17 protein-coding genes are annotated in these 24266 nt (G+C 35.1%); 14 read left to right on the top strand and 3 right to left on the bottom strand.

Going from position 1 to position 24266, the window contains the following annotated elements; all coding sequences use genetic code 11:
• Window positions 1-309: 309 nt before the first annotated feature.
• From AC1PU0_RS15330 to AC1PU0_RS15315, 4 genes are all read left to right on the top strand, one after another.
• Complete coding sequence (locus tag AC1PU0_RS15330; protein WP_069654965.1) at window positions 310-1959, top strand: putative polysaccharide biosynthesis protein; 1650 nt, start codon at window positions 310-312, stop codon at window positions 1957-1959.
• A gap of 130 nt (window positions 1960-2089) precedes the next feature.
• Window positions 2090-2812, top strand: coding sequence for a pseudouridine synthase (locus AC1PU0_RS15325; protein ID WP_206850045.1), 723 nt, complete (start codon window positions 2090-2092; stop codon window positions 2810-2812).
• 124 nt (window positions 2813-2936) lie between these two features.
• Window positions 2937-3824: an ABC transporter ATP-binding protein gene (locus tag AC1PU0_RS15320; RefSeq protein WP_206850043.1), complete on the top strand. Its 888-nt coding sequence runs from the start codon at window positions 2937-2939 to the stop codon at window positions 3822-3824.
• Window positions 3821-4642, top strand: coding sequence for an ABC transporter permease subunit (locus AC1PU0_RS15315; RefSeq protein ID WP_206850041.1), 822 nt, complete (start codon window positions 3821-3823; stop codon window positions 4640-4642). The genes AC1PU0_RS15320 and AC1PU0_RS15315 overlap by 4 nt, the downstream gene beginning before the upstream one ends.
• A gap of 170 nt (window positions 4643-4812) precedes the next feature.
• Here the strand turns inward: AC1PU0_RS15315 and AC1PU0_RS15310 are convergent, their stop codons facing one another.
• On the bottom strand, window positions 4813-5655 hold the full coding sequence (locus AC1PU0_RS15310) for an NAD(P)H-hydrate dehydratase (RefSeq protein ID WP_069654969.1): 843 nt from the start codon (window positions 5653-5655) through the stop codon (window positions 4813-4815).
• Between the two features lie 150 nt (window positions 5656-5805).
• On the opposite strand from AC1PU0_RS15310, the gene pepV reads away from it, so the two are divergent.
• From pepV to AC1PU0_RS15270, 8 genes are all read left to right on the top strand, one after another.
• The gene (gene pepV, locus AC1PU0_RS15305) at window positions 5806-7221 is read left to right on the top strand and encodes a dipeptidase PepV (RefSeq protein ID WP_206850040.1); all 1416 of its coding nucleotides are present in this window, start codon (window positions 5806-5808) and stop codon (window positions 7219-7221) included.
• 188 nt (window positions 7222-7409) lie between these two features.
• A complete protein-coding gene (locus AC1PU0_RS15300; RefSeq protein WP_206850038.1) occupies window positions 7410-8363 on the top strand; it encodes an ABC transporter ATP-binding protein in 954 nt (317 codons plus the stop codon).
• A gap of 1 nt (window position 8364) precedes the next feature.
• Window positions 8365-9882, top strand: a complete 1518-nt coding sequence (locus AC1PU0_RS15295) for an ABC transporter permease/substrate-binding protein (RefSeq protein ID WP_206850036.1) — start codon at window positions 8365-8367, stop codon at window positions 9880-9882.
• Between the two features lie 1768 nt (window positions 9883-11650).
• Window positions 11651-13921: an AAA family ATPase gene (locus AC1PU0_RS15290; protein WP_479998541.1), complete on the top strand. Its 2271-nt coding sequence runs from the start codon at window positions 11651-11653 to the stop codon at window positions 13919-13921.
• Window positions 13894-14136: a UvrD-helicase domain-containing protein gene (locus AC1PU0_RS15285; RefSeq protein WP_479998540.1), complete on the top strand. Its 243-nt coding sequence runs from the start codon at window positions 13894-13896 to the stop codon at window positions 14134-14136. Before AC1PU0_RS15290 ends, AC1PU0_RS15285 begins: the two co-directional genes overlap by 28 nt.
• 71 nt (window positions 14137-14207) lie before the next feature.
• Window positions 14208-15863, top strand: a complete 1656-nt coding sequence (locus tag AC1PU0_RS15280; RefSeq protein ID WP_479998539.1) for a UvrD-helicase domain-containing protein — start codon at window positions 14208-14210, stop codon at window positions 15861-15863.
• An 85-nt stretch (window positions 15864-15948) separates the two neighbouring features.
• On the top strand, window positions 15949-16788 hold the full coding sequence (locus AC1PU0_RS15275) for a hypothetical protein (RefSeq protein WP_206850028.1): 840 nt from the start codon (window positions 15949-15951) through the stop codon (window positions 16786-16788).
• 114 nt (window positions 16789-16902) lie between these two features.
• Complete coding sequence (locus tag AC1PU0_RS15270; RefSeq protein WP_479998538.1) at window positions 16903-17739, top strand: hypothetical protein; 837 nt, start codon at window positions 16903-16905, stop codon at window positions 17737-17739.
• A 135-nt stretch (window positions 17740-17874) separates the two neighbouring features.
• On the opposite strand, the gene AC1PU0_RS15265 is transcribed toward AC1PU0_RS15270, so the two are convergent.
• Together AC1PU0_RS15265 and AC1PU0_RS15260 are read right to left on the bottom strand one after the other, a co-directional pair.
• A complete protein-coding gene (locus tag AC1PU0_RS15265) occupies window positions 17875-18858 on the bottom strand; it encodes a LacI family DNA-binding transcriptional regulator (protein ID WP_479998537.1) in 984 nt (327 codons plus the stop codon).
• A 13-nt stretch (window positions 18859-18871) separates the two neighbouring features.
• The gene (locus tag AC1PU0_RS15260; protein ID WP_479998536.1) at window positions 18872-20353 is read right to left on the bottom strand and encodes a sucrose-6-phosphate hydrolase; all 1482 of its coding nucleotides are present in this window, start codon (window positions 20351-20353) and stop codon (window positions 18872-18874) included.
• 248 nt (window positions 20354-20601) lie between these two features.
• Between AC1PU0_RS15260 and AC1PU0_RS15255 the strand changes: the two genes are divergently transcribed.
• The gene (locus AC1PU0_RS15255; protein WP_479998535.1) at window positions 20602-22563 is read left to right on the top strand and encodes a sucrose-specific PTS transporter subunit IIBC; all 1962 of its coding nucleotides are present in this window, start codon (window positions 20602-20604) and stop codon (window positions 22561-22563) included.
• Window positions 22553-24166 (top strand): glycoside hydrolase family 13 protein, encoded by a 1614-nt coding sequence (locus AC1PU0_RS15250; RefSeq protein WP_479998534.1) that lies wholly within the window; start codon window positions 22553-22555, stop codon window positions 24164-24166. The genes AC1PU0_RS15255 and AC1PU0_RS15250 overlap by 11 nt, the downstream gene beginning before the upstream one ends.
• The last annotated feature ends 100 nt before the right edge of the window (window positions 24167-24266 follow it).

Raw genomic sequence — 24266 nt, 5'->3', positions numbered from 1 at the left:
ATTCTAAGATTAAATTGCAATTTAAAATAACAAACACATAATAAAAATATTTTAATTAAATATGGCCTGTAATTATAGTTTTAAATTGATAATTGGTTGTTTCGGTCTTGGAATATACATAAAAAATAGATAGTTAAAAATAAAGTGTTTACTTACTTTTTTGGTTTTTTAGAAATGAAAAAGACTGTTTTTGGATGAAAAAGTTTAGGAAAATATAAATAAGTTAATTTATTCAAGAAAGTCGTTGCATATACTTGATTTAACAATTAAAATAAAGAAAGCATGTTCAAAGAAAGTTGGAGGAGTTAAATGATAAATCAACCAAATCCTGCTGATCAACCGATCTTGACCAACCAAGAAAAAATGGTTAAAGGATCGGCTTGGATGACAGCTAGTAATATAATTTCTCGTTTGTTGGGTGCGGTATATATTATCCCATGGTATGCATGGATGGGAGAACACGCCAATGAAGCAAATAGTTTATCTTCAATGGGGTATACCGTATACGCTCTCTTTTTATTAATATCTACAGCAGGAATACCTGCAGCTATCGCAAAACAGACGTCTTATTACAATTCACTGAATGAATATAAAATTAGTCGTCAGCTTTTTTATAAAGCACTACAATTGATGGCTATTTTAGGAGGCATTTTTGCGATCGTGATGTATTTGGCCTCGCCTATGTTGGCAAAATGGTCTGGTGGGGGAGAAGAATTGATCCCTACGATGCGATCGTTGAGTTTAGCTGTTTTGATTTTCCCGTGTATGAGTGTGGTACGAGGCTATTTCCAAGGAAATCAAGATATGATGCCATATGCGTTGTCACAAATCGTTGAACAAGTTGCGCGTGTTTTTTATATGCTGTTGACAGCGTTTATTATCATGAAGGTAATTGATGGTAATTATGTTGATGCAGTAACACAATCAACGTTAGCGGCATTTATAGGCATGTTGGCAAGTCTCATTGTCTTATTTTACTATTTTCAAAAACAAAAACCAATGTTTGATTATCTTGCAGAACATAGTGCCAATGTACATGAAGCGTCAACTCGTGATTTATTGACCGAGACATTAAAAGAGGCACTTCCGTTTATCATCGTAGGTTCTGGTGTGACCGTCTTTAAATTAGTCGATCAATTCACGTTTTCTAATTTTATGAATACATTTACAGCGTATTCCGGCAGTCAGTTGCGTACACTTTTTGCGATTTTTAATGCGAATCCAGACAAGTTGACAATGGTCGTAATTGCCTTAGCAACCTCTATCTCTGCTACAGGGTTACCGTTGATTACTGAAGCAATTACCTTAAAAAAATATAGAGATCTATCAAAACTGATCAGTAATAATTTACAGTTGTTTATGTTTGTGATGCTACCAGCGACTTTTGGTATGATCGTTTTGGCAAAACCTCTTTATACAATGTTTTATGCACCAGATGATCTTGGCGTATCGGTCTTGATTCAAGCCTGTTTTGCAGGTCTATTTATGGGACTTTACATGTTGTCATCCACAATGTTGATGGGGATGTACGAGAATAAAGCTGCCATCAAGTACTTTGGCTTAGGATTAGCATTGAAATTGATTGTTCAGTATCCAAGTATCCGATTGTTTGAAGTATATGGGCCGTTGATTGCTACAATGATCGGGTTTACATTATCTTGTGTCTTGATCATGAGAAAAATTAAAAAAGTCAGCCATTTTAATTTTAGTTTAACATTACGACGTGGGCTATTGATTTTCTTGATTACATTGATTATGATGATCGCAGCGATCTTGATGAGACAATTCCTGTATTTATTCCTAGATCCAACACGTAAGTTTCAATCTTTTGTGATCATCTTGATCGTAGCTGCTTTTGGTGGCGGAGTTTACGGTTATATCACGTTAAAACTACGTTTAGCAGACAAGTTATTAGGCGCAGGCGTCGGTAAAATTCGCCGTAGACTAAACATAAAATAGAACTAATCAAGTAGCGGGGCCGATTGCTCCGCTATTTGTTTTTAAAGGTGTGAAGAAACACAATAGCCGTTGAGAGGGATAAGATGAGACTGCATGAGCTCTTTTCGACAGTTAAATTTAGGAGGTTACCATGCGTTTAGACAAATTTCTAGCAGAAACAGGTGTTGGCAGTCGTAAAGAAGCCAAACAACTATTGAAGAAAAATTTAGTAACTGTCAATGATGAAATCGTCAAAGATGGTAAGACGCAAATCGATGAGAAACAAGATATCATTAAATTTGCTGGAGAAGAATTAACGTACCAAAAATACTATTATTATCTGCTGCATAAACCCCAAGGGGTAATTTCAGCAACAGAAGATAAATGGGATCAAACAGTGATCGATTTATTGAAAGACGAAGATTACCGTGAAGATATATTTCCTGTTGGTCGCTTAGATAAAGATACAGAGGGGCTGCTATTGTTAACCAATGATGGTCAGCTTGCACATCAATTATTATCACCAAAAAAACATGTAGATAAGGAATATTTTGCCATAATTCAAGGAATCGTGACGGAAGAAGATATTCGCCATTTTGCAGCAGGATTTGCTTTAACCGATAAGGAGCAAGTCAAACCAAGCGAGTTGATCATTGAATCAGTGGATGAAACAAATGAACAATCAAAGATTCGTCTGACGATCCAAGAAGGAAAATTTCATCAAGTAAAACGCATGTTTGAAGCAGTCGATAAAAAAGTTGTTTATTTGAAACGATTGCGTATGGGGAGTTTATGGTTAGATGAAGAGCTGATTTTAGGGGAATACCGTACGCTGACTGAAGAAGAGCTTGAAAAGTTGAAGCTGAATAGATAAAAGAATGTAATGGAGACTGCTGTTTTGTACTAAAGTACAGTTTTCATTACATTTTCTTTGACTCTTCAGCCGAGATAAAGCTATACTCCAATCGATAAGCGAGCCAATGAGGAGGAAACATAGAATGCAGGCCATTGAACTTAAAGGATTGACTAAATTATATAAAAAACAAGCAGCCATCGATCAACTAGATTTATCGGTAGAAAAGGGTGAAATCTATGGTTTTATCGGTCCGAGTGGTGCTGGAAAATCAACCACGATCAAAACCATGTTGAATTTTATTCACCCAAATCAAGGGACGGCTACCTTACTTGGTTTAGATAGTATTAAAGAGGCGAAGGAAATTCGTAAGCGAACAGGATATGTATCAAGTGATGTCCGTTTTTATCCAAATATGACAACGGGTGAGGTGCTTAAATATGTGGCTGATTTTCATCAGCTAAAGAATAGTAAAAAACAAATCGACTATTTTATAGAGTTATTTGATATTAATGCGAAGAAAAAAATGTCTGATCTGTCCTTGGGAAATAAAAAGAAAATCGCCATTACGGCAGGGATTTTGCCCAATCCCGAGTTGTTGATTTTAGATGAACCTACGAATGGATTGGATCCGTTGATGCAACATCGGTTGTTTGAAGAATTGGAAAAATACAATAAAAAAGGCATGACAATCTTTTTATCCAGTCACGATTTAAATGAGGTGCAACAACATGCGCGCCGAGCTGCGTTTATTCGACAAGGAAAGATCATCACCGTTCAAGATATTACAAAGGAAAAATCGCTAGGTAAAGTTATTACATTGGTGGGAGATCATATTCCCTTATCCTTATTTGAAAAGATGGGAGCAGCGATTTTAAAGCACCAAGGAAATGAAACACGGTTGTTGTATGAAGGCGATTTGCGGGAAGTCTTACCGCTGTTAGGGGATACATCGATTCAAGATTTCACGATTACAAATCCAGAACTAGAAGATCAGTTTATGGCGTTGTATGAAGGAGGAGAGGTAAAATGATTACGGCTAAAATTGAAAGCAAAGGACTTATCAAGGGACTAATTATTTGGACGATATTATTTGCGGTGATTATTTTTGGCTTTAGTGCTATTTATCCTCAAATGCATAGTTCTGCAATGGAAGATATCTTAGGCGCAAAATTAGACGGGCTCTCTCCTGCACTCTTGAAAACATTTAATATCAGTGTGAGTGGTCAAGCGAGCTTCTCAGTTGCTACGGGTTTCTTTGCTTATTATTTTCAATATATGTTTCTAGCTGCATCAATTTACGCTATGATGCTAGGCAGTCAAGCGCTGATTAAAGAAGAGACCGATGGAACGATTGAATTTTTATATGCACAACCAGTGACACGTAGAGAAATTGTAACAAACAAATTTCTAGCAAACCTACTTATTTTGGCTGTCTTTTGGTTGAGTTCATTTGGCGTTTCGATAGGCTCGACCGTGATGTACCGCCAAGAAACAGATTCAGTGCAAACAATTAGTAGAGAAATTAGTAAGATATTTATACAAGAAAGTTTGATTTTGTTGTTTTTTTTAACACTTGGCTTTTTTGTTTCAACAGGTTTAAAATCAAGTAAACAAAGTACAAGTATTTCGTTAGCAATTGTTTTTGGCCTTTTTTTAATTGGAGTATTTTCTGATTTAAACGACTCATTTAGTTGGGCAAAAATAATATCTCCCACACATATGGGGATTCCAAGTAACTTGCTAGATAAAGGATTATCTAGCGGCAATGTGGTGCTGTTGAGCCTCTTGATTATTTTGTTCTTAGGTGGAACGTATAGGGTATACCAACGGAAGGACCTGAAAGTCTAGTGAAAAAAATCCACGTCCATCAAAAAATAGGAGCGTATGCTACAGTCAGCATTAAAGCAATTCCTACACTTTGCTTCGAGCGCATTCAATTATAAGTGCTAAAGTACCAAAAGTTGAAGGCGTGGGAAATGAGCTGAATTTATTGTAAAACGTAGTGTTGGTTCTCGGAGTTAAACACTTCTTGTCAAACCTTCTGCTTTTTTCATGTAGTAAGGTAAGTGGTTGCTGATTTCAGTAGGTAATACGACGTAGTTTTCTTGTCCTAACTCTTCTCCAATCAAACTGTGTAGATAAACAGCAGCGCAAAGAGCAGTTTCTTTCGTTTCAAATTGAGCAAGAAAACCAGTAATCATACCGGCAAGCGTATCTCCCATGCCGCCAGTTGCCATAGCGGGCGTTCCTAACGGATTTCGATAGTGTGAAGAAGCGGTATAAATGTCGGTTCGGTGACTTTTTAAGACAATCGTTGCACCTAATTGCTTTTGTGCATCGCGATTGTTTGGAACCGTTTGGTCAACGATTTTAAGTTTGCTTAGTCGTTCCCATTCCATTTGATGAGGTGTGAATACAACCTGTTCAGGATAGTTTAAGGAATAATGATTTTGAGCAAATAACGTAATGGCAGATCCATCAAGCACAAGCCACTGCGATGATTTTTGCTGCAGTAGGACGTTTTCTAAAAGCTGTTGACTATGGGAATCAATACCTAAACCGGGTCCAACCAACAGAACATCGGCTGTATTTACTAAATTGTTGAACTCTTGACTGATCGTCCAATCCAGTACCATCGCCTCAGGTAAACGAGCATGGAGAGCTGTATGGTTTTTTTCAGCAGTTATAACGGAAGTTAAGCCACAACCGGATTTGACACAAGCCTCTGCACTCATAATAATTGCTCCGCCGTACAGGTCATTTCCACCAATAAGTACAGAACGTCCAAAAGTTCCTTTGTGAGAATGGGGAGGACGTGACTTGATTGCAGCACTCAAAACATCATGTGATAATTCTTTCATCTCAGTAGTCTCCTTCCATGATTTACTTCCAGTATAAATCTGTTTTGAATCAAGCGCAAAATATTGCGGAAAAAACTGTTCCTGCCTTTTTCTTTTAAGCCAGTTAGTGGTATGATGGGGAGGTAGAATAATGAATTGGAGTGACTAAAAATGACAATTGATTGGCAAAAAGAAGTAGACGTACGTAAAGATGCGCTATTAGAAGATTTACAAAATTTATTACGCATCAATAGCGAGCGTGATGATTCTAAAGTAACACCAGATGCACCATTTGGCCCAGGTCCTGTTGCTGGCTTAAAACATATGTTAGCGTATGGCGAACGTGATGGTTTCGTTGTGAAAAACGTGGATAACTACGCTGGTCATATCGAATACGGCGAAGGCAATGAAACATTAGGAATTTTCGGACACATGGACGTTGTACCTGCTGGTGATGGCTGGGATACTGATCCTTACGAGCCTGTCATCAAAGATGGTAAAATCTTCGCACGTGGTTCAAGTGATGATAAAGGCCCAAGTATGGCCGCTTATTATGCATTAAGAATTATCAAAGATTTAGGTGTACCATTATCTAAAAAAGTCCGTTTTGTCGTGGGTAGTGACGAAGAAAGCGGCTGGGGTGATATGGATTATTACTTCAAACACGAAGAAAAACCTGATTTTGGTTTCTCGCCAGATGCAGAATTCCCAATTATCAATGGTGAAAAAGGGAATGTATCATTATACGCTCGCTTTGGTGGATCAAGCGAAGGTGAATATGGGTTAGAAAGCTTTAATGCTGGATTACGTGAAAATATGGTTCCAGGTACAGCGACTGCCGTGATCACAGTTCCAACTGCTGAAGCTGCTGAAAAAATGCAAGGCGCATTCAGTGTTTTTGTAGAGGAAGAACCAATTTCTGGTGAGTTAGAAGCGAATGATACAACTGTTACGATCAAAGTTGTAGGGAAAGGTGCACACGGCGCTAGCCCTCAATCTGGGATCAATGCGGCAACATTCTTAGCAGTTTTCTTAAACAGCTATGCATTTGCTGGGTCAGCGAAAGAATTTATCCAAGTGGCCGCTACACTTGTTCATGAAGATTTCTATGGTGAAAAATTAGGCGTAGCCTTTGAAGATACTAAAATGGGTAAATTAACCATGAATGCTGGTTTATTTGTCTTCAAGAAAGATGCTGAAGAAGGCAACTTTATGAGCTTGAATTTCCGTTATCCTAAAGGAACAACAGCTGCTGAATTAGAGGCGGGTGTGAAATCTACAGCAGGTGCAATCGGTGCTGAAATCGTTCAAGGTGGACGTAACCAAGAACCGCATTACGTTCCAGCAGATGATCCATTGGTTGAAACGTTATTACAAGTCTATGAAGACCATACTGGTCAAAAAGGCCATGAACAAATCATTGGCGGCGGAACTTACGGACGTTTACTAAAACGTGGTGTGGCCTATGGCGCAATGTTCCCAGGCTATACAGACACAATGCACCAAGCCAACGAGTTTATGGCATTGGATGATTTATTCCGTGCGACAGCTATTTATGCGGATGCGATTTATCGTTTGGCGAAATAAAATTTGTGACTCTAATCTTAAAATTTTAACCCCCTGACAGACAGTTGTCAGGGGGTTTTTCTATACAATAGAAACAAGTCGTTAGAAACAAATAACATTTTCAAGTATACTTATAAACATACTTAAATATAAAGAAAGATTACCTGAAAATATAGAGCAAGTGCAGACAAGAAAAATGAGGTGAAAAAATGATTGATTTTCAAAATGTATCAAAGAAATACAATGATCAGTTAGTATTAGAAGACTTTGATGTCTCAATTGAAGACGGTGAGTTTTTTGTATTAGTCGGTCCAAGTGGTAGCGGGAAAACGACCACTTTAAAAATGATCAATCGATTGATTGAACCGACAGATGGGGATATTTATTTTAACGACAAACGATTAATCGACTACAATTTAAAAGAATTACGCTTGACGATTGGCTATGTTCTTCAACAAATTGCACTATTCCCTAATCTAACAGTTGCTGAAAACATTGAATTGATTCCAGAAATGAAACACTGGAACAAAGCTAAAAGACGGGAAAAGACAGAAGAGTTACTAAGAAAAGTCAGTTTACCGCCAGAAGAATATCTTTACCGAAAACCAGCAGAATTATCTGGTGGTGAACAGCAACGTATCGGAATTTTACGTGCGATTGCAGCAAAACCAGATGTCATTTTAATGGATGAGCCCTTCAGTGCCTTAGATCCGATTTCCAAAGGGCAATTACAATTATTAATCAAAGAGTTGCATAAAGAGTTAGCCAGCACAGTCGTTTTTGTAACGCATGATATGAATGAAGCACTCTTTTTAGGGGACCGCATCTGTGTGATGAAAGAAGGAAAAATTGTTCAAACAGATTCCCCGGAACAAATTAGAAGTAACCCAGCTAATGATTTTGTTGCACAATTCTTCCAACAAGATCACTCTAGTTTAGAAAATTATTGTGCTGCTGATTTACTGGAGTTAGGTTTTGTAGAAGATGGTCAAGTAGCGGGTGGGACACCTATCGAATTAGAAACGACAGTATCGGCTATAATTCGTTTACTTGTTGAGGGAGCAACCGTTGTCTTAGTGGATGAGAAGGGACCTATCGGTGAAATCACAGATCGAACGATTTTGCGTTTCTTAGAGACGAAGATAGAAAAAGGTGATCAATAATATGGGGAAATTGATAGAAACATTTGCGGCCCGTAAAGAAGACTTTATTCAAGCGGTTGTCGAACATATCCAACTCTCGTTACTGTCATTACTGATTGCGATTCTTATCGCGATTCCTTTAGCGATTTTATTGACGAATTATAAAAAAGTTGCTGAGTTTGTTCTGCAAATCACTGGAATTTTTCAAACGATTCCCTCACTAGCTTTATTAGGATTATTGATTCCAGTTATTGGGATTGGTAGTCCACCTGCAATTGTAGCGTTAGTGATTTATGCACTCTTTCCGATTTTACAAAATACGTATACAGGCTTGACCGAAATCGATCCTTCATTGGAGGAAGCAGCCGAAGCCTTTGGGATGAATAAACGGGAAAAACTAATCAAGTTTGAGTTGCAGTTAGCGTTACCGTATATCATTTCAGGTATTCGTACAGCGACTGTGATGATCATCGGAACAGCAACGCTTGCGGCTCTGATTGGTGCAGGTGGACTAGGAACGTTCATCTTACTAGGAATCGACCGAAACAACGTGTATCTAATCTTGATTGGGGCAATTTCTTCTGCTGTCTTAGCGGTCTTGTTTAACTTCGGGATCCATTTGTTGGAGAAAGCCACAGTCAAACGAATCGTAGCGGCATTTATGGTCTTACTTGCGTTGTTAGTGGGATCGTTTGTCTACACCCACCAAGAAACAGAACAAAAAGAAATCACTGTTGCAGGAAAATTAGGTGCAGAACCAGATATCTTAATTAACATGTACAAAGAATTAATTGAAGCAAATAGCGATATCCACGTAAACTTAAAATCAAACTTTGGGAAAACCAGTTTCCTATTTAACGCACTAAAATCTGGTGAAATCGACGTCTATCCTGAATTTACCGGAACCGTACTTGAAACATTTTTGAAAGACAATACGAACACGTCGAATGATCCAAGAGAAGTATACGAATATGCACGAGATCAAATCAAAAAACAAGAAAATATGGATTATTTAGAACCAATGCGTTATGAAAATACCTATGCTGTCGCAGTTAAACGATCATTCGCAGAAGAGAATGGGCTGAAAACAATCGAAGATTTGAAAAAAGTTGAAAGTCAGTTAAAAGCTGGTTTTACGTTAGAATTTATTGATCGTGAGGACGGCTATAAAGGGTTACAAAAACTGTATAACTTGAATTTCGATGTCAAGTCTATGGAGCCATCGTTACGTTACCAAGCAATCAATAATGGGGATGTCAATGTGGTGGACGCTTATTCGACCGATAGTGAATTGAAGCAGTATGATTTGGTGATTTTAAAAGATAATAAGCGACTATTTCCACCGTATCAAGGAGCGCCATTGCTGAAAGCTGAGACACTTAAGAAATATCCGGAATTAAAAGAATTATTGCAGCCTTTAGTAGGTAAGATCACGGAAGAAGAAATGAGTGAGATGAATTACCAAGTGAATGTGGAGCAAAAAGATCCGGCGACCGTTGCGCATGATTATTTGGCGGAGCATGGGATGTTGAAAAAATAATGGTTGATAGATGAAAAGGCACAACATAAGAGAGCTATATATCTCTTATGTTGTGCCTTTTATACTTTATAAGGTATAATAAAGGAGAAAGCAATTGCACTTAAGTGCGATTGCAAAAAAAGCCAGTGCTGATAACACTGACTCTTTAGTTGAGTTTTGACTAAAGCTTGATAGATTATTGCATTGCCACTATCTTACTTTAGCTGAGCAGATAGTGGTCTTTTTTTACCCAAAAATCAATGTGATAAAAAGTTTAATCCCTTCGACAATATAGTAAGCCACAAGCGTGACGACTATTTTCGAAGCGATATCTTTTAACAAATCTTTCAAGGACCGCTTTTCCTAAGCAATAAAGCAGGACAAAAGCGATAAAGACATATCTTTATGGCATCAACTCCTTTTTCAGAGCTTCAGCCTTTATTCAACTAGTTATAGTATAACAAAGATTTCATTGAGAGTGTATTAAATATTTTACAAAAATCAGTATGCTAAGTTGCTTTCCAGAGACTTTATAAGGTATAATTGTTGAGAAGGTAATCGATAATCATTACGATTATAAAAAAGTCAGTGCTGATACACTGACTCTTTAGTTGAGTTCTGACTAAAGCCCGATTGTTTAATGTTGCCACTATCTTACTTTAGTCGGGCAGATAGTGGTCTTTTTTTACTCAAAAATAGAAGTGATAAAGATTTTAATCACTTCAACAATATAGTAAGCTACAAGTGTAACGACTATTTTCGAAGCGATATCTTTTAACAAATTTTTCAAGGATCGCTTTTCCTATGCATTAAAGCAGGACAAAAGCGATAAAGACATATCTTTATGGCATCAACTCCTTTTTCAGAGCTTCAGCCGTTATTCAACTAGTTATAGTATATCAAAGATTGCATTGATAGTGTATTAAATATTTTACAAAATAGTAACGAGCAAACAGTCAGCCGTGGAGAATGTTCATCTGATCGAATGCTACAGATTCTGGTAGATAGCATTCTTTCTTACTATACGCATTATTGACTTAGGCAACTTGATTTATCAGTTTGTGCTGATTGTTTTTGGCTTCAAAATATCAAGTGTCCGCTTAACATTTTGGGGTGTCGGCTGTTTCCTCGTTACTATCGTGGCTACAATGATCTGTCTATAAAAAAGGCTTGCTCCGTCAAAAGTTAGCACAAAATTGGCAGATCATTATAGCAAAGTGAAGTGTGATGAAAGAAGTCAGATTTGCGGTAACTTCCTCAAAACGATTATTCAAATTTCAAAAAATCGTTGCTCCACCGTAAAATAGAACGAAAAAAAACGGTTCCGGACACCTGCCGAAACCGCGCTAAGTACAATTAAGAAGCATTGACCTGTTTTTATCGATAAACTCAGAACATCAGAAAAAACACTAGTAATTTCATGAAATATTGAGTAAAATAAAAACAGTCAATGAAAATTGACTAAGGGCAACTTGTACATTCAGGTGAACTCTGATTGTATAAGGCTCTGTGGAAGGACGACCAATCTTTCTGCAGAGTGCCTTTTTATTTTGTCTAGCTAAACGAAGTTCGTTTGGCTAGATTTTTTTTCGTTCTATCTCATTCCATTTTAATTTAAGTGGGGTGGAGAGTCAATGGGGGAATGTAAGTTTGTGTGAAAAAAATTATTTATGGTAATTTATTGGAATTTAATTGATAATAATGATGTACTTTTTGGTATGATAATTAAAAAGTGGGTTATGTTAGTTTTACTATATCTAACAAATTTTAATGGATGGGAGACAGTAACATGGAAATTTCAGAAATAAGAATAAAAAATTATCGTCGTTTTTTAGATTCAAAAATTGATTTTCGAGAAAATAAGTTAGTTATTTTAGCAGGGGCAAATAATAGTGGAAAAACATCCTTAATACAATTACTTCATGTAATATTCAATAATAAAAAAAGTATATGTGAAAAAGATATCTCTATTCAAACTCGTCAAAAGTTATTTGATGAATTGATAAAAATGTTAGTAGAAAAAAAGCTTTCTGATGAAGAGTTTTTGAAAGCTGTCCTATTATTTATGAAAAATATTTCAGCGGAAGAATATGCTATAGATGTTAAAATATTAGTTTCTTATAAAGAAGGCGAATCAATAGCATTATTTTCTAACTATCTAATGGATTTAGATGAAAATAGAAAAGAATTCTATTTTGAATTTCGGAGCGAATTTTTATTTGAACGTTTCGAAAAAATTTTTCATTTACAACATGAATACTTTTATTCAATGTATGTGAAAATGCAGAATCTATCGCTGAATATAAGTAGTCAAATAGATGAAAGCGAGTGTAATGAATTAAAAACGGAGTTAGCTAAAATAGGGCATCAATTTGAAAATGAATTATTTAAGTTATATGGATTATCATTGAGTAACAAGTACTACTACACGAATGTTGATTTTAATATTTTAAATCATATAGAGTATAAAGAATTTTCGAAGTTATTTATTTTTGATTTCATATCTGCTGATCGAGAGTTAGATGATGAATCTATAAAGACAAAAAAAATTACAAATACCATTATCGAAAGCACAGATCCTTTAAGTGAAGATTCTGCATGGAAAAGTAATTTTGACAAGTTATTTAAAACTGTAAAAAGCGGGTTGCAGGATTCTCAGGTTGAAGAAATTTTACAAAATAGTACATCTTCAGCACTTGAAAAAATTCGAAATAATATGGATTCAGTTGGTGAAACGCAAGTTGATGCTATTGAGGCATTGATGAATTTTGATGATAAAATTCTTTTAAAACTAGTTAAAGATAGCGTAGCGATAAATTATGTGTATCAGAAAGATGGAAGTAAAATTTATCTAAGTGAAGAAACTCAAGGTCTAGGAATGAGTAATCTTATTTTTATAAGTCTAGAATTGCTAAAATATCAAAAGAAGATAAAAAAAGTTACAGTAAATTTCTTTGTCATAGAAGAACCTGAAGCTCATATGCATGTTCAAATGCAAAGAGTACTTATAGATTTTCTAGAAGATTTATTTCAAAATGATAATAAAATACAAGGCTTGATAAGTACACACTCAAATGAAATTGTTAAAAATTGTAATTTGAAAAGTTTAAAAGTCATTCGACCTTCGAATCCATTTGAAAATAAAATATGTGATCTAAAAATATTTTTAGATCAGCATGCTTCAGAAAAAACTTTTTATGAAACATTTTTTAGGTTGAATTTTTCCAATCTAATTTTTTGTGATAAAGCTATTATTTATGAAGGTGATACTGAACGAATGTTTATTGAAGCGTTAATTTCTAGAAATGATGAGTTTGATTCGTTGTCCAAAAAATACATTTCATATTGCCAATGTGGTGGTGCATATGCTCATAAATACTATGAATTAATGAGTGAATTGGAAATTACAGCGTGTGTGTTTACAGATATAGATTATACAAAAGAACAAAATAACGTTATAAATGTAATGGATGACAAAAGTACTAATTCAACACTTAATACGTTTTGTCCAAAAAAAGAAAATCAAAAAATATTGGTTAAAGATATCTATAATTGGCAAGAAGATAGAAATAAAAAGAGTTGTTTTGACATTTTTACTCAAAGCATATCTGATGGCTATGCACGAACTTTAGAAGAAGCAATTTTGTATAGATATATATGTGAGGAAAAGGTAAATATTTTGAAGAAATTAAGTGATGAAAAGAAAAACCTAGAAATACCAGAAGATTTTACAGTTTTTACCAACCTACCTTTATATTTTTGGAAAAAATTAAAAGAATATAGTAGTTTAGAAATTAAGATACCATCTATAAGTAGAGAAAAAAAGCAGCTAGAAAATGAATATAGAAATGATCCCAAAAAATTCGATATAGAACTCGAAAATTTAAAAATGATGAAAGATGAGATGGTTCTCAGATCAATAAGGGATATTGTAGCTTCAATCTCAAATAATAAGTCTGATTTTATGTATTCGATTATGGAACATAACAATGAATTTAAAGTTTTACCAAACTATATTAAGGATGGATTATTATGGTTAGAACAAACTTGTATTTCATAAATGCACCTGCTGGTAGTGGAAAAACTTATTTTATTAAGGATAAGATTAATCAATTACTAGATAACAATTTTCAATCTCAAATACTTTGTATTACTTATACAGAAAGAGCGGCGAATGAATTGAAGGCAAGAATCATTTCAGATGCTGTAGACATAAGTACAATTCATAGTTTTGTAAACACTTTTTTATCTCCTTTTTTTCTTTGCCAGAAGTAATTGATTTTTTCGTAGAAGTATATCATGATGAAATCCTCGACCGACTAGTTTCCAATGATGGAGAGTATGCAATGAAATATAAAGAGATAGTAGGACTTGATGACTCTAGCGTTGTGACGATTGATGATATTAAGGAACGATTAAATAGAGTCTATTATAACGAACGAGAAAGAAATTCTATTTTGTATGGGGGGATTTCTCATGATAGCTTATTGTCTTTTGCTTTTAAATTATTGGATAGGTACCCTATAATCAAACTAAAACTAAAAGAAATGTACCAATATATTTTCATTGATGAAGTTCAAGATACAAGTTCTGATATTTTAAATTTTTTTTATGAGGCAGTATTAGACAGTTCCACAGAATTAAATGTTTTTGGCGATAAGATGCAGGAAATTTATGATAACTATGATGGAAGTTTTGAAAAGCAATTTTCTGAATTTGATAAAAATCTATCTAAAAAGTTTATTACCAATTATCGTTCTAGCAAAGAAATTCTTGATGTATTAGAGAATGTGTATCTTTCTGATTTAAAGATCGAGCAACAATCAAAAAAAGGGAAATCTAATAAAAAACCACAAATATTGATTTGTGATTCAATAAACAAATTTTTGGAGAATAATCTTCATAAGTATAATGATTTTCTACAATTGAGAACTTTGAATAGACATAGATTTGAAAATAATGATCCTAAAAAAGATTTAAGTATTTTATATAGCAAGTATAGAGAAATCTATCCCAGTCATTTAAAAATTAAAGTTATGGATGTACTTCTACCAAGAGATGAAATGAATAATCCAGATTTATTACTAGGTTTCATATTTAAATTATACGATGTCTTAGAAGATTTCCAATGTGGGCGATATGGTTTGGTAATACAAGAGATTAAGAAGGCTAAGTTTTCTACTGACAACAGTATAGCTAATATTTTTAATTTAGAAAAATTATCTATTGAATATCATAAGGATAAAGCTCTATACGCTAGTATTTTTCAACAAATTTATTCTGAATTTATGAGTGATAATAAAGATCTTCATTCTCTATTTGAGTTTTTGATTGAAAATAGAGTTATTACAAAGAGCTTTTATAATGAAATCGTTAAGACGGAGTATGATGATGGTTTTAAATACACTGGTATTTTATCTATTCCACTTAGTAAATTTTTCTTATTAGCTAAATTAAGATACAATCAAAATATTTCTACACAACATGGCGTTAAAGGAGAAGGTCACGACAAAGTCATGTTTATTTCTGAAAATAGCTCAAATCCAGGGATTCATATGTATAAATTCTTTAAGATATTTTCAGAACTGAAAAGTTTTGGTCTAGATGAATTTCAAAAATATTATTATGATTTTAAGTTTGATGTAGAAAAAATTGAAAAAGAAGCGAACAAGAAAATTAGAACATTTGATGTTGCAGATAGAGATATGTTTGAAACAGAGTTTGAAATAATATACTTAAAATATAAAGACAATCCTTATTTTGAGTATATAAATCGTTGTGGAGTAGACTTTAAAGGTAAATTAGCTATGAAGAAGGTTAAGAAAATGTTTAATGTGAATGCTGTTCGTTCAACATTACAAGCGTATAAGTTGTTTTATGTGGGATGTTCACGAGCTAAAGAAGAACTTATTGTAGTAGTTGAAGAGAAAGAAATCAGTGGTTTTAAAGGGGAATTTATTGAAAAAATGATGAGTTGTGGTTTTGACATAGCCAATGAGTAAAAAATATCTAAGATAGGTGTGCTAAGCTTTTTGTAGTTGTGGAAAAGCTTAGTTTTATTATAAATAAAGCAGGAGCAAAGTAAAGATGAAACCAGATATTATTGAGATAGTAAAAGTTCTATTTTCTTTAGGTTTAATAAGTAGTTTAAGCAAGTTTATTATTGACAGAATTTTGTCCACCAAAGTAGAAATAGAACTAGAAACAAATTACGGACGAGCTTTTAGAGAAATTTTTAATTTTATAGTATTTTTACTTATACTTAGTCTTTATGTTTTTTTGTTTGTGGGAATATTTTATAGTCCTAAAAATCAAAATTACGATGTACTGACAGCAGGCCATATGAGTGTTACGCCTGAAGATGTGGACAAATGGTTAAATCAAGAAAAAAACAATAATTTATTTATAAGTTTATTACTGTTAGGCATCTTTTTAGTATTTATAGCTTACATATATAGTGTGGCGAGATCATTCTGGTATAATAATTACAAAAGAAAAGTATATTTGGAATATTCTATGCAAAGTGAATTACTAAAGTTATTTGTAGTAAAAAGACTTAGTAAAGATAGGGTGCTTTTAGCAAATGAAGAACAGACTTTGTATCAAATAAAAAGTCTTTCATCACTTGAAGATATGTACTTTAAAACTGAAAGTTTTATTGAGCGGAGAAAAAGAAGATATAAATCGTATTATGAAACTGTTGAAAATAGAGTTAAATGGAATAAAATGGATACCCCTACAAAAATAATTATGATAGTACTATCCATTTTATTGGGAGTAATAATTTTAGTTGGAACACTGGTTCAAGAAAATAAATTTATATTTTTGGTTATACTCATTATTATCTTTTCAGTAGTGTTTTTTTATGTAAGGAATCAGTATAAAAAAGGAAAATTACTAATAATGGATGATAAATGTCTAAAATAGAGTTATTCAATCAAATTTTGATAAAAGTCTTTTTGATATAACATCTAATAACTTGAGGAATTAAAAACTATTTTTATCTTCATAAGATTAGGTATATATGGATGGTGATAAAAAATGAAAAAATTAACAATAATAGCACTTCTTTGCTCTAGCATTCTTTTAACTGGTTGCAACAATACGTCTTCTAAAAATGCAGAAGTCAAAGAGCAGCCAACAGAAAAAAACAATTCAAAATCAACACCTAAAACCAAAGAAGAAACATCATCAGAAGTCAAAAAAGCAAACTACTACTCTTATCTCGACGAAGTGGATCGCACCAACATACAATCATCAACAGTAGAATCCTTTCTAATGTACGATAATACCAACCCAAAAAGTCTTCAAGAAAATACAATCACTATTTTCTTAGCCCGTGTAATCTCTATAGATAAAGCGGATGTAGATGCCAATCTTTCTGAAACTGACAGCAACAGCATTTTACCTGACACTTATGGAAAGCTAGAAGTATTGAAAAATATTGAAGGAACAACAGATAAAGAAGTATCATTTATTAGATCAGGTGGTATTATCAAAGAAAAAGATCGATTTAAAAACGCTGAAAAAGAAGAAGTAGATAAACACAATCGTTTGAGAGCTGAATCGGGCCGGCCCCCTATTACTCAGAGTGAGGATTGGGTGGAAGTGAGAGAAGATGGCGATATTGAACTTCAAGCAGGTGAGGGATACTTGTTCTTTGCTACGTATAGTGAGGAAAGAGGAGCATACATTCTAGAAGGCTATCAGTATGGTGCTTTGCTACTAGAAGATGACGAACAACCAATTTCAAGAACACGTTCTGTCCCAAATGAAATTGGAAAAACATGGAAAATAAAAAATGCTTCTTCAGGTGAAGAGCAAGATCTTGGCGATTATTTAAAAAATGAGCTAGGAATCGAAATGCAAGAAAACTAACATATAATAAAAGTTATTTTAATTACAAAAATACACAAAGAGCATCAAGTCTGTTAAAAGAAAAACAGACTTGATGCTCTTTTATTTTTTACAGTCCCATCAAAACAGATAGGTGGCTCCCTTGAACCCAAACCATCAAGTTGTCTGCCCCTGAATTAATTTTACAGGCAACAGATAATTTTTCTCCAATTTTTTTTCAGGGTTTTGTATCCTCTGCAATAAAAGATCAACTAAAATATCCGCATAATCAGCCATTGGTTGAGCAATCGTCGATAATTGGGGAAAATAGTTCTGAACGAATTTTGTCCCATCATAGCCAATGATCTTCAGCTGATTAGGAACATTTATCTTTAATTGCTGACATTGATTATAGGCAAGAATAGCCGTTAGATCATCTGTACAAAATAAACTGTCAATGTCCTCCGTCTCCAAAATATGCTTGATCTCTAAGTTTTTTAGTGTTGTTGATCGAGCTGTCGTTTGAATATGAAAAATTTTAGGTTCTAATTCATGTTCTTCTAAAAAGTTTAAATACCCGTTTAATCGAAAATTTGTTGGGGAGTCCGATTCTTGTGAACCTGTCAGGATCGCAATTTTCCTTGCTCCTCTAACGTATAAGGTCTCAGTCGCTAAATACCCGCCTTGGAAATTGTCACTGCCGATAATGGGAATAGTATTCCCTAAAAATCGGTCAAAAGAAACAATCGGAAGTTCAACATCTTCATATTCAGTAATCCCTAAGTTGTGGGCACCAGCAATAATACCATCAACTTTATTTGCTGCAAGCATATTTATATAATGACGTTCTTTTTCCTTATTATTGGCACTATCACACAAAATGACGCGATACCCCAAATCAAAGAGTTTTTGTTCGATTCTTTCCACTAACTCCCCAAAAAACGGATTCGCAACAGTTGGGAAAATAAGCCCGATTAATTGTGTGTTTTTACCTTGTAATGAACGAGCTAAAGAGTTTGGTTGATAATTAAGCTCTTTCATCGCACGATTTACCTTATCAATTGTTTTTTTGCTTAATGAGCCGTAATTATTAATAACACGGGAAACAGTCGTAGGAGAGACACCAGCTTTTTTTGCTACATCTGTTAGTTTGACGACCATACAATTCCATCCTTTATTGGTTAGTTTTCCGCAGTTGCCAAAATTGTCCTTGATAGTCTCCGTCACACGTTAAATGAAATCCTGCGTGTCCTTTTTCTGGGAATACTCGCATGGTTGCTACTTTTTCGCCATCGTTGATGAAAAGTTCAACAACGGAAGAATCAACAAAGATTTGTAATTTCAATGGTTTTTGTTCGATAGAAAATGATCGTACAACGCCATAATCTTCTCCAAAAAGAACACCAGCATGACTGCGGTCTATTGTCATTTTACCACGTTGGGAATCAAAATGAATCGTTAATCCTTGATTCTGTTCTTTATCTGCATATAAGGTAAGGGTTCCAGTGGCTAGAGAATTAAATGATAGGGCTAATTCATAATGATTTGTTGCTGTTTCATGATAAGAATCCTTGCTGTTATCAAAAAGTATTCCTTCGTCTAGACGTAGTTGTTTCATCTCTTCAACAGGACGTTGGTACAATTTTTTATCCTTTACAATCAATTCCTTCACGATGCTTAAACAATGCGCCCATTCTTCTTGGTCAGTGGGATATTCAATTTCCGGCAATCCAATCCAGCTGATTGATAATAAGCGCTCGTCGGGGGCTTTAAATGCTTGTGTAGCGTAAACGTCAAAGCCTTCATCTAAATTTTTCAAGCTAGAAGGATTTGTTAAACAATTTGATTCAGACTGATATGAGTCACCAATGACATACATATTTGGATAGATATTTTGATAATTGCAAACATCAGAATCTAACCCTTGTGGACAAAAAATAAGCAGAGCGAATTCATCTGTTAAAAGTAAATTGGGGCATTCGATCATAAAACCCATGTCTCGATCAGTAAACCCTAATTCACCGATACATTGCCAAGAAAGTAAGTCAGAACTTTGATAGGTTAGAATTTTACCTTTTTCTGTTTCATCTTGCGCTCCGATCGTCATTAGATAGCCAGACTTATAACGAAAAACTTGAGGATCTCTGAATTCAGAGGTATAACTAGCTGGAGGTGCAGCAATAAGCGGCTGTTCGATTTTTTTTATGCTACCTGATTGATCCATCCAAGCACCTAATTGATAAGAATGGCGAATCCAATCATCATCACGAACATTACCTGTATAAGCAAGAAATAACTGATCAGAAATCGGCAGAGCAGTTCCAGAATAAACGCCATGGCTGTCGTATAAGCTGTCTGGGAATACTTTTGTTCCTTCTTCGTTCCAATCAACCAAATTATCAGAGGTCATGTGATACCAAGATTTTATACCGTGAACGGGACCCATCGGATAAGATTGATAGAAAACATGCCACTGATCATTGAAAAATGAAAAACCATTTGGATCATTTAGTAAACCTGTAGCAGGTTGAATATGATAGCCTAAACGCCAGGTTGACGCATCTATTTTTTGTTTTAGTGAGGCAAGGTGTTCTGTCCCCCATTCTTCATAAGGCTGATAACGTTTTTCTCTAGACCAAACTTTTTTTTCGGACATATATATTCTCCTCGTAAGCGTATTCTCACATATAGTGTAACTATTTAGCATTTGAATGTCAAACGTATAACAAAATATTTATTTATGTATAGAGGTATATTTTTAAGTATCATTTACAATTGATATACGTTTGACAATTATTTAAAATAGTGGCATACTTTGTATGTGAAAAAGCGATTACATTTTTTGGAAACAAGATAGTTTCTTCTATTTCAGTAGCGCTTAAATGACAATTAGGGGGAAAGAAGATGGATTACAAAAAAGTAGCAAAGGAAATCAATGACGCACTTGGCGAAGATAATATTCAGGCTGCCGCACATTGTGCAACTCGTCTAAGGCTTGTTCTAAAGGATTCGAGTAAAGTAGATCAGAAAGCTTTAGATGGTAATGAGGCGGTGAAAGGAACGTTTGAAGCCAATGACCAATTCCAAATTATCATAGGTGCTGGCGATGTAAATAATGTATATGACGAACTCATAAAAATCACCAATGTTAAAGAAGTATCTACAGCTGACCTGAAAGCAGTCGCATCGAATGGCAAAAAAAATAATCCTATTATGGCATTTATTAAGGTATTATCTGATATTTTTGTTCCAATTGTCCCGGCACTAGTCGCAGGCGGATTATTAATGGCTTTAAACAATGTATTGACTGCTCAGGATTTATTTGGTCCTCAATCAGTCGTGGAACTATTTCCGAATGTAAAAGACTTTGCGAGTATCATCAATCTATTAGCGTCAGCACCGTTTGCTTTCCTACCGATCTTGGTTGGTTTTTCTGCTACTAAGCGCTTTGGTGGAAATCCTTATCTGGGTGCTGCAATGGCAATGGCGATGGTTATGCCTGATTTAGTCAATGGCTATGGTGTGGCAAATGCAATCGCAGATGGAAGTATGCCCTATTGGCATATTTTTGGAATGGATGTTGCACAAGCCGGCTATCAAGGTTCTGTACTGCCTGTATTAGCGGTTTCGTGGATTTTAGCGACGTTAGAAAAATTTTTCCACAAACGTATTCCCAATGCATTTGATTTTACATTTACACCAATGTTGGCCATCGTTATTACTGGTTTTTTAACATTTATTGTTGTGGGCCCAATGATGAGAATTGTATCAGATGGTCTGACGAATGGGCTTGTTTGGTTGTATGATACAACAGGAGCAGTCGGTTTAGGAGTATTCGGTCTATTCTACTCACCGATCGTCATCACTGGATTACATCAAAGTTTTCCAGCCATTGAAACGACTCTGTTAGCAGAAGTAGCACGAACTGGCGGATCATTTATTTTCCCAGTCGCTTCTATGGCCAATGTGGGTCAAGGGGGAGCAACGCTTGCCATCATGTTGTTAACGAAAAATAAAAAACAAAAAAGCTTGGCAACGTCAGCAAGTATTTCTGCCATGCTAGGCATTACTGAACCAGCGATTTTCGGGGTCAATTTAAAACTTAAATTCCCATTTATTTGTGGGATGATTGCCTCTGGTGTAGCTTGTTTATTCATTGGTGCTTTCCATGTACTTTCAGTAGCGATGGGACCAGCAAGCGTGATCGGATTTATTTCAATTGCACCAAAATCAATTTCATATTTCATGATCGGCATCGTTATCAGTATCTGTGTAGGATTCGTGACAACATATGTATACGGAAAACGTCATACGGAGGTTTTTGTAGGCGATGATGAAACAGCTGGAGAAGTTGCCGTCGAAATCAATGAAGATCCAGAAGCAAGTGTAACGGCTGTCCAAGATGAAGTATTGGCATCGCCTGTAAGTGGTACACCTATTTCCTTGAAAAAAGTAAATGATCCTGTATTTGCACAAGAAATGATGGGAAAAGGGATTGCTGTGATTCCGGAAAAAGGCATTATTTACGCACCTGCTGATGGAGAATTAACCGTTGTTTATGATTCAAAGCACGCCTATGGACTTAGAACAATGAATGGTGCAGAGGTGCTGATCCATATCGGAATCGACACCGTCGGATTAAAAGGCGAAGGGTTTGAAACAAATAGAAAATACGGTGAATTAGTAAAAAAAGGGGATATTTTAGGTACCGTGGATTTAGAGAAGATTAAACAGGCTGGTTTAGATAGCACTGTAATGATGATTATTACAAATACAGATGACTACGCTGCTGTAGAAGCGATTGAGCTATCAAAAGTGGATGGAGGCCAAGATCTATTGGCGGTAAGTGCGCATTATGAAAACTAATTGGTGGAAAAAAGCCACGATCTATCAAATCTATCCACGCAGTTTTCAAGATACAAATGCTGATGGTATCGGGGATTTAAAAGGAATCATCCAGCGTTTGGATTATCTGTCTTTTTTAGGGATAGAGGCAATTTGGCTGAGTCCTGTTTCCCAATCGCCTAATGAAGATAATGGCTATGATATTAGTGATTATGAGGCAATTGGCTCAGAGTATGGCACCATGGAAGATATGGATAATCTAATCGCTGAAGCGCAGAAAAGAAACATCAAGATTATTATGGATTTGGTCGTAAACCATACGTCATCAGAGCATCCGTGGTTCCAGTCAGCACTTCAAAATCCTATGGGTGAGTATCATGATTTTTATATTTGGAGAAAAGGAAATGAACGTAAACGACCGAATGAACTTCAATCCAATTTTGGTGGTTCTGCTTGGACCTTTGTCCCAGAACTCGGGGAATATTATTTTCATTTACATGCAAAAGAACAGCCTGATTTGAATTGGGAAAATCCTCTGATGCGTCAAGAAATTTATCGTATGATGAATTATTGGATTGAAAAAGGAGTTGGCGGTTTTCGTTTAGACGTCATCGATTTGATAGGGAAAGAACCAGATCAGTTGATCACTAAAAACGGACCGAAGCTACATGAACTATTACAAGAAATGAATCGTAATACGTTTGGAGACTATGACTTAGTTACAGTAGGTGAAACATGGGGCGCAACGCCAGAAATCGCTCAGCTCTATTCGGATGAGAGCAGAGAAGAATTATCAATGGTTTTTCAATTTGAACATATCAATTTAGATAAGCAGACAGGTAAAAGAAAATGGGATATCAAAAAATTAGATCCTAAAGAATTGCATCAAGTGTTTTCTAAATGGCAAACGGAGTTAGCGGGGAAAGGGTGGAACTCGCTGTTCTGGAATAATCATGATTTACCTCGGATTATCTCTCGTTGGGGGAATGATCAGAAGCATCGGGTGATTAGTGGGAAAATGTTGGCTATCTATCTTTACTTCCTCCAAGGAACACCTTACATTTATCAGGGAGAAGAAATTGGCATGATCAACTATCCAATTAAAACGATTGATGAAGTTGATGATATAGAAAGTCGCAGAATGTATGATGAACGTATCAATTCGGGTTATACAGAAGAAGAAATTATAACATCGATCAACGCAAAAGGACGGGATAACGCACGTCATCCGATGCAGTGGGATGCTTCTGAACAAGCAGGTTTCACAAAAGGGACGCCTTGGCTTCCAGTGGGAAATTCAACTGAAATCAATGTTGAAGCTGCGCTAAATGATCCAAACTCTTTATTTTATACGTATCAAAAACTGATTCAGCTTCGTAAAGAAATGCCGATTATTATAGAAGGAACATTTGAAAATATTCCAACGGATGATGCAACAGTTTTAGCCTATATTCGCGAGTATCAAGGTGAGAGGGTACTTGTTGTCGTCAATTTCTCTGATCAACCAGCACATTTTGTATTAGGAAAAACACGGATAATAAAAGAAATGATCATCCATAATTATAAAAAAGAGATTACAGATGAGTTACTGGCTTATGAAGCCTATGCAGTCTATTTAAAGTAAGTAAAAGAGAAAAGTATACAGCCCAGAAAAATAGGTCAACCTCTACAAAGGATAGAAAAACGATTTTTGTAGAGAGTCCCTGATTTTTCTGGGCTGTTTT

The organism is Enterococcus sp. XAF26B05_ASV22 (genome assembly GCF_056727285.1).
This window is presented reverse-complemented; position numbering and strand designations above follow the sequence as displayed.

What these genes read in the sequence shown, in the direction of transcription:
- AC1PU0_RS15315 (WP_206850041.1), top strand. Translation starts at nt 3,821, where the DNA reads ATGATTACGGCTAAAATTGAAAGCAAAGGACTTATCAAGGGACTAATT.
- AC1PU0_RS15265 (WP_479998537.1), bottom strand. Translation starts at nt 18,858, where the DNA reads ATGGTCGTCAAACTAACAGATGTAGCAAAAAAAGCTGGTGTCTCTCCT.
- AC1PU0_RS15270 (WP_479998538.1), top strand. Translation starts at nt 16,903, where the DNA reads ATGAAAAAATTAACAATAATAGCACTTCTTTGCTCTAGCATTCTTTTA.
- AC1PU0_RS15260 (WP_479998536.1), bottom strand. Translation starts at nt 20,353, where the DNA reads ATGTCCGAAAAAAAAGTTTGGTCTAGAGAAAAACGTTATCAGCCTTAT.
- pepV (WP_206850040.1), top strand. Translation starts at nt 5,806, where the DNA reads ATGACAATTGATTGGCAAAAAGAAGTAGACGTACGTAAAGATGCGCTA.
- AC1PU0_RS15285 (WP_479998540.1), top strand. Translation starts at nt 13,894, where the DNA reads ATGGTTAGAACAAACTTGTATTTCATAAATGCACCTGCTGGTAGTGGA.
- AC1PU0_RS15320 (WP_206850043.1), top strand. Translation starts at nt 2,937, where the DNA reads ATGCAGGCCATTGAACTTAAAGGATTGACTAAATTATATAAAAAACAA.
- AC1PU0_RS15310 (WP_069654969.1), bottom strand. Translation starts at nt 5,655, where the DNA reads ATGAAAGAATTATCACATGATGTTTTGAGTGCTGCAATCAAGTCACGT.
- AC1PU0_RS15300 (WP_206850038.1), top strand. Translation starts at nt 7,410, where the DNA reads ATGATTGATTTTCAAAATGTATCAAAGAAATACAATGATCAGTTAGTA.
- AC1PU0_RS15290 (WP_479998541.1), top strand. Translation starts at nt 11,651, where the DNA reads ATGGAAATTTCAGAAATAAGAATAAAAAATTATCGTCGTTTTTTAGAT.
- AC1PU0_RS15295 (WP_206850036.1), top strand. Translation starts at nt 8,365, where the DNA reads ATGGGGAAATTGATAGAAACATTTGCGGCCCGTAAAGAAGACTTTATT.
- AC1PU0_RS15250 (WP_479998534.1), top strand. Translation starts at nt 22,553, where the DNA reads ATGAAAACTAATTGGTGGAAAAAAGCCACGATCTATCAAATCTATCCA.
- AC1PU0_RS15330 (WP_069654965.1), top strand. Translation starts at nt 310, where the DNA reads ATGATAAATCAACCAAATCCTGCTGATCAACCGATCTTGACCAACCAA.
- AC1PU0_RS15275 (WP_206850028.1), top strand. Translation starts at nt 15,949, where the DNA reads ATGAAACCAGATATTATTGAGATAGTAAAAGTTCTATTTTCTTTAGGT.
- AC1PU0_RS15255 (WP_479998535.1), top strand. Translation starts at nt 20,602, where the DNA reads ATGGATTACAAAAAAGTAGCAAAGGAAATCAATGACGCACTTGGCGAA.
- AC1PU0_RS15280 (WP_479998539.1), top strand. Translation starts at nt 14,208, where the DNA reads ATGAAATATAAAGAGATAGTAGGACTTGATGACTCTAGCGTTGTGACG.
- AC1PU0_RS15325 (WP_206850045.1), top strand. Translation starts at nt 2,090, where the DNA reads ATGCGTTTAGACAAATTTCTAGCAGAAACAGGTGTTGGCAGTCGTAAA.